This window comes from Microbulbifer sp. (assembly GCF_051659245.1).
Classification (GTDB): Bacteria; Pseudomonadota; Gammaproteobacteria; order Pseudomonadales; family Cellvibrionaceae; genus Microbulbifer.
On sequence record NZ_JBOFOC010000176.1, the window covers coordinates 44,711 to 54,933 of the forward strand.

General features: G+C 56.1%; 1 protein-coding gene. It reads right to left on the reverse strand.

The window, feature by feature from the left end:
* Window positions 1-299: 299 nt before the first annotated feature.
* Window positions 300-10,154, reverse strand: a complete 9,855-nt coding sequence (locus ACRC0P_RS16880) for a beta strand repeat-containing protein (RefSeq protein ID WP_438632467.1) — start codon at window positions 10,152-10,154, stop codon at window positions 300-302.
* Window positions 10,155-10,223: the final 69 nt, after the last annotated feature.

Consider the following 10,223-nt stretch of genomic DNA (forward strand, 5'->3'; position numbering starts at 1 on the left):
TTCAGATTCAGGTGCTGAATATGTGTTCGAAAAAACTGAATCTGGATGGAAGCAGGTAGCTTATATCAAACCATCGCATCCTGAAAAAATATCTATTTTGGTCAGCCTTGGTATTTCCGGCGGACAGTAAACACTTGGCCGTAGCATCCAGTGAAGAATTGTCTGCCTGCGATGCTTAGTCAGCTTGGCAAAGCCGTCTAAAGAAAGGGCCGACTCAAGTGAGTCGGCCCTTTTATTTGCTATGGACTGGACTACCTCAATGCATCCGGAAAAGATCTCCAGATCGCAGCCTACAGCGATCAGCCTCCCAATTCGGCGGGGGCCAGCGCGCTACGCTTGCGCTCTTCCTCAGCGGAGTCTTCGTCCTCTCCTGGCTCAGCGGACCTGCCCGGAAGCCTTTCCTCATCGTCAGGCGTTGCGGAGTTGGCCGGAACCAGCGCCTCGCCCGTTAAACGCATCTCCGGCGTATTGACCGCATCCACGCCAGTACTGTAGGGATTAACCGTGTTGAAGATACCCGGGTCCACCTGGGCGAAATCCTCCACCGCATTCTGCACCGCCGACTTGAGGCCCTGAGCGGCCTGGGCCCCGGCCACGGATTGCAGCTCGTCACCGGTACTGGTGAAAGCTGGGATCTGGCCGATAAAGTCCGGCTCGAAGTAGCTGATGGATAGGATATCCACCGACTGGGAGACATCCATGCGCAATGGGTTGATCGCACTGCCGATCACGGTCCACTGCTGCAACTCGGAGCCCAATTTCACGGTGCCGGCCGTCAGGTGAGTATCGCCGAAAGCCTCCGCAGTAAGGCTACCGAAGCTGGCACTGTTCAATGTGATATTGCCGCGGCCTGCGTTGATCTCATCGATGATCAGGTCCTTCTGCGCCAGCACTGAGATATCGATATCGTCACCGGACGCCTGGATATTGAGTATGTTCACGTCAGTGGTGATATCCACATTGCCGGCAACGGTCAGGTCGGCGCGATTTGCCTGGAAATCCCCACTGATAGTTTCGGTATTGGTGCTGGTAATGGTGACGTCCCCACTACCATCGTAGCCCAACCGCATACCGATGCTGGAAAAGAGAATTCCGGCTCCGTTGCGATTGAACGTCGCGGAGTTGACACCGCCATTATCAAAGTCAAAATTCAGGTCGGTTTCCAGACTCAAACTACTGGTAGTGTTATCCAGCCACTCGAACCCGGTAAAATGGAAGTTCCCCACCCGACTACTATTGCTGGAAACCTGCCAGGTTTTACCGGCAACATTAAACTGGAACTGATCGTCACCGCCGCCGCCGGATAGAGCAACGGCCTGGCTGCTATCGGCGTCGATCTGCAGCAGGTCGTTCCCTTCGCCGAGCGCCAGGCTATCGAGAACAGTTCCGGCAAGCAACACCGTATCATTACCTGCACCGGTATCAATGGACGTGAATTCTCCCCCGGAAAGAGTAAACTGGTCGACGCCGCTACCCGCAATAATTGACTCCACACCGCTAAATACCAGGGACTCACCGCCACTGCTGATGGTGCTTCGCGTATCGTCCGCAAACCACTGCGCATCGATATCAGCACCCCGGAGTACATCGGCACCGCTACCGGCGGTCAGACTGCCAAGGCCGGCAAAGGTAACGCCAGCTACAGTCATTGTATCCAGGCTGGTAAAGGCGTATTCAGTGTCGATATCCTGGCCCACATAGGCGCCGGCGTTATTGACCAGTTCCAGGTTTTCGAACAGCACTGTCAAATTGTTTACCGAAGCCACTGCACTGCCGTCGACGAGTGCACCTCCATTACTCGTCGAGGTCCAACTGGCGCCGCTGGAATTGACCGTGTCGAGGCCCCCACCAGCAGCCACCCGCTCCAGGCCACTGAAATTGATACTGGCCACGCTGATATCGCCGGTCTCCGTCAGCTCAAAATTGTCCGCGGCCGAAGTTCCCTGCAACAGATCGCTGCCGCCGCCGGCCACCACCCGGGTAATACCTTCGAAAGCCATGCCGGCAACGCCCAATGCGTTCTCGCCCACGAGGGCAAAGATTTCGGTATTGTCTGTGCCCTTCAGAAGCGCGTTGCTGGCAATTACCTGGTCGATACCCGCGAAGTTCACGCCATTGACGGACAGTTCACCGTCGGCACCAGTCAGCTGCCACTCGGCGGCATTGCTGGTTACCGAGTCCCCCGAGTCAGTACCGGCAGAAACACTGGCGACAGAAGAGAAATCGATTCCTCGCACACTGAGCGCTTGTCCGGAATCATTCAATACAAAATTATCACTGGCGTTGTTGCTGGACGCGTCGACCAGCAGATTGCCCCCGGTTATGGCTTCAATATTCGCAAAGTTGATACCCGCCGCCGCCGCGCTGCCATTCGCCGACCCCAGCACCCAGGCCTCACCGTCGGCGGAAGTGACCGTGTCCGTACCTCCGCCGGCATCCACGTCTGTGATGGCGGTAAAGGCGATGCTGTTGGCCGTCACCAGGTTATCCGCGGTGATAGTGAATTGATCACTGGAAGCTGAACCGATCAATACGCCATTGCCACCACTGGTGGTCTCCAGGCCGGTAAACTCGATACCGCCGTGACTCAACGCTTTATTGGTGCCGCTCAGTTGCCAGGCTTCAGTGCCAAGGCCAATCAGGTCGTCGCTGCCTCCGGCGGCGGCCACCGAGGTGACGTCCTCAAAGCGAATTCCATAGCTGTCCACTTGGTTGTTTGCCACCACAGTGAATTGGTCCGCCCCGCCGGTACCTGCCAGAGCACCAGCGCCAGTCACCGTATCGATGTTGGTAAAGTTGATTTCACCAGCGGTCGCCGCATTCGAGCCATTTAGCGAGACAGTACCCAACACCGCCACTGTATCGCTGCCACTGCCCGCATTCACCGCCACCAGTCCACTGAAGCTCAGCCCGGTGGAATCGATGGTGATAGCGTCATTGGCAGTCATGGTGAAGCTTTCGGCGCTGCCGGTCGCTGTCAGAGTCGATTCCTGGCCAGCGAAAACTTCCGCACCCGTAAATACAATACCGTCGTGAGTAACAGAACCGCTGTTCAACTGGTAGCCCTGACCATTGCGACCTTGAATGCTGTCGCTTCCCATACCGGCATCCAGGGTGTCCACGCCGGAAACAGTCAGGCCGTAGGCACTCAGGGTGCTGTCGGCGATCACCTGGAATGTGTCGTCTCCGCTGGTGCCAACCAGGTCCGCCACCACCAGGGATTCAAAGCCGGCGAAATTTATGCCACTGGTTGAAAAGCTCCCATTTGCACCACTCAATGTGGCGCTGGAAATTGCATTGAGTGAATCGGTGCCGGAATCCCCGGTGACCTCGGTGATTCCGCTAAAGGCCATACCGTCGACGGCCACTGTACCGACTCCATTGACGCTATAGCTGTCACCACTGGTATGCCCGACCAGGGTGCCATTGCCACCGCTAAAGGATTCCACGGCACTGAAGGTGATGCCCGCGTGAATGGCTTCATTGCTGTTTGCCGTCAGGCCCCATCCATCGGAAGCGACGCTGCTCACACTGTCATTGCCGGCGCCTGCGAATATACTGTTAACGCCACTAAAGCTGATTCCCGCTGCATCCAGTGCGCCTGCGCCAGTGATACTGAAGCTGTCCGCGCCAGTGGTGCCGGTCAAAGCAGTAACCACGGCGTCTTCGATATTGCTGAACACCAGACCGCCGGCGGCCAGCTGCTTGTCTGTGCCGGTAAGCGCCAGCCCCCCGGCATAGGCGTCGGCATTCAGCGAGTCGCTGCCGCCCAGGGCATCTACGGCACTCAGTTCAAGAAAGGTCATGTCGAGCAGCTCGACAGTGCCATCAGCCCTCAGGAAGAAATTGTCATTGCCACTGGTGCCTATCAGGCCGGCATTGCCAGCACTCAAAACTTCCACATTGCTGAAGGTGATTCCGCTGTTCTCGGCCGTATTGTTGCCGAGTGCCGTCCAGTCAGCCCCGCTGAATCCGACGACCGTGTCGCTGTCGCCCCTGGCATCCACACTACTGATACCACTAAAGGCAATCTCATTGGCCGTTACTGCATTGGCACCGGTGACTGTAAAGATATCAGCACTATCCGATCCCTCCAGGCTACCGCCTGTAACGATATCGATTCCCGTGAAGTCGATACCGCTGGTCTGCGCTTCCTTAGCGCCCCCGGTCAGGGTAACCACACCCATCGCCGCCACTGTGTCGCTGCCCGTACCGGCGTTGACACTGCCCAGGCCAGTAAAGGTGATATCCGCAGCATCGAGGCTATTGGCCCCGGTGATGGTGAACAGATCTGCGCCGGTACTGCCAGCCAGTGCCGAGGTTATCGCACTCTGGATGTTGCTGAAGATTATGGAGCCGGTGCGCAACTGGTTGTCACTGCCGGTGAGCGCTAGGCCCGCCGCATAGGCGCTGGCATCGAGGGCGTTGATACCGGCCAGGCCATCCACAGAATCCAGCCCGCTGAAGGACATTCTGTAACTATCGACATCGCCATCAGCCTTCAGTACAAAGCTGTCGTCACCGGCGGTGCCGACCAAGCCCCCGTTAACTGCGGTCAGTACCTCCACATTCGAGAAAGTGATGCCGTTGTTTGCCGCCTCATAATCTGTGCCGGTCAGTGTCCAGTCGGCACCGTCGGCACCGGTAACACTGTCGTTACCCAACTTGGCATCGACGCTGCTGATTCCGCTGAAAGCGATTTCGTTGGCGGTTACCGCATTGGCGCCGGTAATGACAAAAGTGTCGGCACTGTCGGATGCCTCCAGACTGCCGCCTGTGACGATATCGATTCCCGCGAAGTCGATACCGCTGGTCTGCGCTTCCTTAGCGCCCCCGGTCAGGGTAACCACACCCATCGCCGCCACTGTGTCGCTGCCCGTACCGGCGTTGACGCTGCCCAGGCCAGTAAAGGTGATATCTGCGGCATCGAGGCTATTGGCCCCGATGATGGTGAACAGGTCTGCGCCAGTACTGCCCGCCAGTGCAGAGGCAACTGCATCCTGGATATTGCTGAAGATTATAGAGTTGGCACTCAACTGGTTATCATTGCCGGTGAGCGCCACACCCGCCGCATAGGCGCTGGCATCGAGGGCGTTGGTACCGGCCAGGCCATCCACAGTATCCAGGCCGCTGAAGGTCATGCCATAGATACCAACGTCGCCACTGGCCTGCAATACAAAACTGTCGTCGCTGTCGGTACCGATCAGCCCTCCGTTGACCGCGGCCAGGACCTCTATATTGGAGAATTTGATACCGTTATTGACCGCTTCGTAATCGACTCCGGTCAGTGTCCAGTCGGCACCGTCGGCACCGGTAACACTGTCGTCGCCCAGTTTGGCGTCGACGCTGCTGATTCCGCTGAAAGCGATTTCGTTGGCGGTTACCGCGTTGGCGCCGGTAATGACAAAAGTGTCGGCACTGTCGGATGCCTCCAGACTGCCGCCTGTGACGATATCGATTCCCGCGAAGTCGATACCGCTGGTCTGCGCTTCCTTAGCGCCCCCGGTCAGGGTAACCACACCTGCCGCCGCCACTGTGTCGCTGCCCGTACCGGCGTTGACGCTGCCCAGGCCAGTAAAGGTGATATCCGCAGCATCGAGGCTATTGGCCCCGATGATGGTGAACAGGTCTGCGCCGGTACTGCCAGCCAGTGACGAGGTTATCGCACTCTGGATGTTGCTGAAGATTATGGAGCCGGTGCGCAACTGGTTGTCACTGCCGGTGAGCGCCAGGCCCGCCGCATAGGCGCTGGCATCAAGGGCGTTGATACCGGCCAGACCATCCACAGAATCCAGCCCGCTGAAGGACATACTGTAACTATCGACACCGCCATCAGCCTTCAGTACAAAGCTGTCGTCACCGGCGGTGCCAACCAAGCCCCCGTTGACCGCGGTCAGTAGCTCCACATTGGAGAAGGTGATGCCGTTGTTTGCCGCCTCATAATCTGTGCCGGTCAGTATCCAGTCAGCCCCATCGAAGCCGGTAACACTGTCGTTGCCCAACCTGGCATCGATAGTGCCTGTGATGCCGCTGAAGGCAATACCATTGGCGGTTATCGAATCACTGCCGGTGATGACAAAGGTGTCGGCCAAGTCTGAAGCCACCAGACTACCGCCCGTAACGGATTCGATATCGGTGAACAGGATATCGCTGGTAATGATCTCTTTGCTCACTCCAGTCAGCACCACATCTACAGCCAATGCCTCGACAATATCGTCACTGCCAGCTCCTGCGACCTCATTTACTGAACTGAAGCTGATGCCGGAGGCGTCCAAGCTCTTGCTGCCGGTGACCGTGAAGGTATCGATACCGGCACTGCCGGTCAATGTGGCAACCTGTACGGTGTCTATATTGCTCAGCAGCAGAGAACCGGTATCCAGCTGTTTTGCAATGCCTGTCAGGCTCAAGCTGCCGCTGTACAAGGCGCTGGCATCCAGCGAGTCGCTGTCGTTCAGACCACCGTCCAGTGTCGCCAAGCCGGAAAATGTCATACCGCGCACCTCGACGGTGTCGTCTGCGGTCAGGACAAAGCTTTCAGAAAAATCACTACCTCTAAGTGATAGAGAAGTGCCACTTATATTTTCTATCTGTCTGAACAGAACACCCTGGACCTGGAGATCAGTCACAAACTGGTATTCTTCGCCGTTGAGGGCCAAATCCCCCAAGCCATCAGAGAAGTCGCTAAAATCTATGGAATCTGAACCAACAAGCCCATCGATGAACTTGGCGTTCTGTATGGACATATTTTGTATTCCGACAAAGCCATTCTCATCTACGGTAAAAACATCATCTCCAGCCGTGCCCAGAATTCCGGCATTTTTGGCGATAAGGCTGGTAACGTCACTGAAGTGAATCCCATAGTTTTCGGCTTCATTGTCGCCTTTGATTATCCAATCAGCACCGTCATACCCGGTAACGCTAAAGGCCCAGCCATTGGTCTCCAGATAACTAACACCGACAAAGTAAAGATCACCCTCCCCCTCCAGAACCGAAACCAAATAGCCATCGCCCAGAATTTCAAAATCTCCACGCTGCCACTTATCCAAAGATATTTTGTTTGCATTAAATTTCTCAACATTCTGAAACTCTATTCCGTTGACGCCTCCCCCGAGCTCAACATCAGAGGCAGATACAATATCCTCACCACCTAAAGCATCAACCAGAGAAAGCCCGCTAAATACTATCCCGTAAGCCTTTAAAGTAGTGTCAGTTTCGAATGTAAATAAATCGTCATTATTAGTACCGTATAAGGTGGCTACTTGGGTAGCGTCTATATTGCTCAGTAGCAGGGAACCGGTATCCAGCTGCTTTGCAGTGCCGGTCAGGCTCAGGCCCCCTGCATAGGCACTGGCATCCAGGGAGTTGGTGCCGGCCAGCCCGTCCACGGTATCCAGGCCACTAAAGGTCATGCCATTGACCGCAACATCACCACTGGCTTGCAGTGCAAAATTGTCATCGCCGGAAGTTCCGAGCAGGGCCCCGTTAATTGCAGCCAAAAGTTCTACGTTGGAGAAGGTAATGCCGCTGTTCTCTGCCTGATTACTAGTTCCGGTCAATGTCCAGTCTGCGCCATCCAAACCGATCACGCTGTTATTGCCCAACCCGGCATCGACATTGCTGATGTCATTAAAGGAAATATCATTAGCCATTACCGCATTGGCGCCGGTGATGGTAAAGGTATCTGCGCTGTCCGAGCCCTCCAGGCTACCTCCGGTGACGGATTCGATAGCTGAGAAATTGATACCGCTGGTGATCGCTTCCTTGCTGCTGCCTGTCAGGGCCACCGGCCCCAACGCCACCACTGTATCACTGCCCGCATCGGCATTGACGCTGCTCAGGCCGGTAAAACTGATAGCCGCCGCATTGAGGGCGTTGTCTGCAGTAATGGTGAACAGGTCTGCGCCGGTAGTGCCCGCCAGCGTCGAGGCGACTGCATCCTGGATATTGCTGAAGGATATGGCGTTGGCGCTCAGCTGGTTGTCATTGCCGGTCAGGGCCAGACCCGCTGCATAGGCGCTGGCATCCAGGGTGTTGGTGCCGCCCAGAGCGTCCACAGAATCCAGGCCACCGAAGATCATGCCATCGATAGAGACATTGCCAGATGCTTGCAGCACGAAGTTTTCATCAGCAGCGGTACCGATCAGCCCTCCATTTACCGCGGACAATACCTCGATATTGGAGAAAGTAATTCCACTGTTTACCACTTCACTAGCGGCACCCGTCAGAGTCCAGTCGGCACCGTCCAAGCCGGTTACGCTATCGCTGCCCAATTTGGCATCGACACTATTGATACCACTGAAGGCGATATCATTGGCCGTCAGTGCATTGGTGCCGATGACCGCAAAAGAATCCGCGTTATCCGAACCTTCCAGTCTGTCACCGCTGACAGACTCAATACCCACAAAGGAGATACCGCTGGTTTGCGCTTCGCCGCTGACGCCGGTGAGAGATACGATTCCCTGTGCCGCCACGGTATCGCTGCCTATATCGGCATCGACACTGTTCAAGCCGGTAAAACTTATACCTACAGCATTGAGGGCATTAGCGCCGGTAATAGTAAATAGATCCGCACCTGTGCTGCCAGCCAGCGCCGCCGTTACCGCATTCTGGATATTGCTGAAAACCATCGAGCCGGCGCTCAGCTGATTGTCATCACCGGTCAGAGTCAAGCCCGCCACGTAGGTGCTGGCATCCAGGGAGTTGATACCCCCCATGCCGTTCACGGCGCTCAACCCACTGAAGGTCATGCCGTTGACATCCACATCACCACTAGCTTGCAGCACAAAGCTTTCATCAGCGCTGGTTCCGATCAACCCTCCACTGATCGCGGATAATGTCTCCACATTGGTGAAGGTGATACCACTGTTTATTGCCTCATTGTTGAGACTCGTCAGTGTCCAATTGGAGTTCGTGTCATCAGTAACGCTATCGCTACCCAGTTTGGCATCCACACTGCTGATACCATCGAAGGCAATATCATTGGCCGTTAGCGCATTGGTGCCGGTAATCACGAAGGTATCGGCATTGTCCGAACCTTCAAGGCTGTCACCACTTACCGACTCTATGCCCGAGAAGCTGATACCACTGGTCAGCGCCTCGCCGCTGTTGCCGGTCAGGCTGACCAGCGTTTGAGCAACCACTGTGTCGTCACCCAATTTGGTATCGACGCTGCTGATACCACTAAAGGCGATATCATTACCCGTCAGCGCATTGGTGCCGGTGACAACGAAAGTATCGGCATTATCCGAACCCTCAAGGCTGCCACCACTTACCGACTCTATACCCGAGAAGCTGATACCACTGGTTAGCGCTTCACCGCTGTTACCGGTCAGGCTGACCAGTCCCAGGGCTGTCACCGTATCACTACCGGCAGCGGCATTGACGCTGCTTAAACCGGTGAAGCCGATACCTGAAGCACTGAGGGCGTTATCGGCGGTGATGGTGAAAAGATCCGCACCGGCACTGCCCGCCAGCGTCGTAGTTATCGCATCCTGGATATTGCCGAAGATTACAGACCCGGTACTCAGCTGGTTGTCAGTATCGGTCAGGGACAGGCCGGCGACATAGGCGCTGGCATCCAGGGTGTTGATACCGCTCAGGCCATCCACGGTATCCAGGCCGGTAAAGGTCATGCTGTTGATATCGACATCACCGCTGGCCTGCAGTGTAAAATTGTCGTTGCCAGCAGTGCCTATCAGTCCGGCATTAACTGCGACCAGCGCATCCGCATTGGAGAAGGTAATGCCGCTGTTCTCTGCCTGATTACTAGTACCGGTTAAAGTCCAGTCGGCGCCATCGGCACCGGTGACGCTATCACTGCCCAACCCGGCATCGACATTGCTGATGCCATTAAAGAAAATATCATTCGCCGTTACCGCGTTGACACCGGTGATGATAAACGCATCCGCGCCGTCCGAACCCTCCAGGCTATTTCCGGTGACGAATTCGATAGCTGAGAAATTGATACCGCTGCTATTTGCTTCCATGCTGTTGCCTGTCAGGGCAACCGGCCCCAACGCCACCACTGTGTCACTGCCCGCATCGGCATTGACGCTGCTCAGGCCGGTAAAACTGATAGCCGCTGCATTGAGGGCGTTGTCTGCGGTGATGGTAAACAGGTCCCCGCCGGTGCTCCCCGCCAGGGCCGAGGCCACTGCATTCTGGATATTACTGAAGAGAATGGAGCCGGCGCTCAGCTGGTTGTCGGTGCCGGTGAGGCCGAG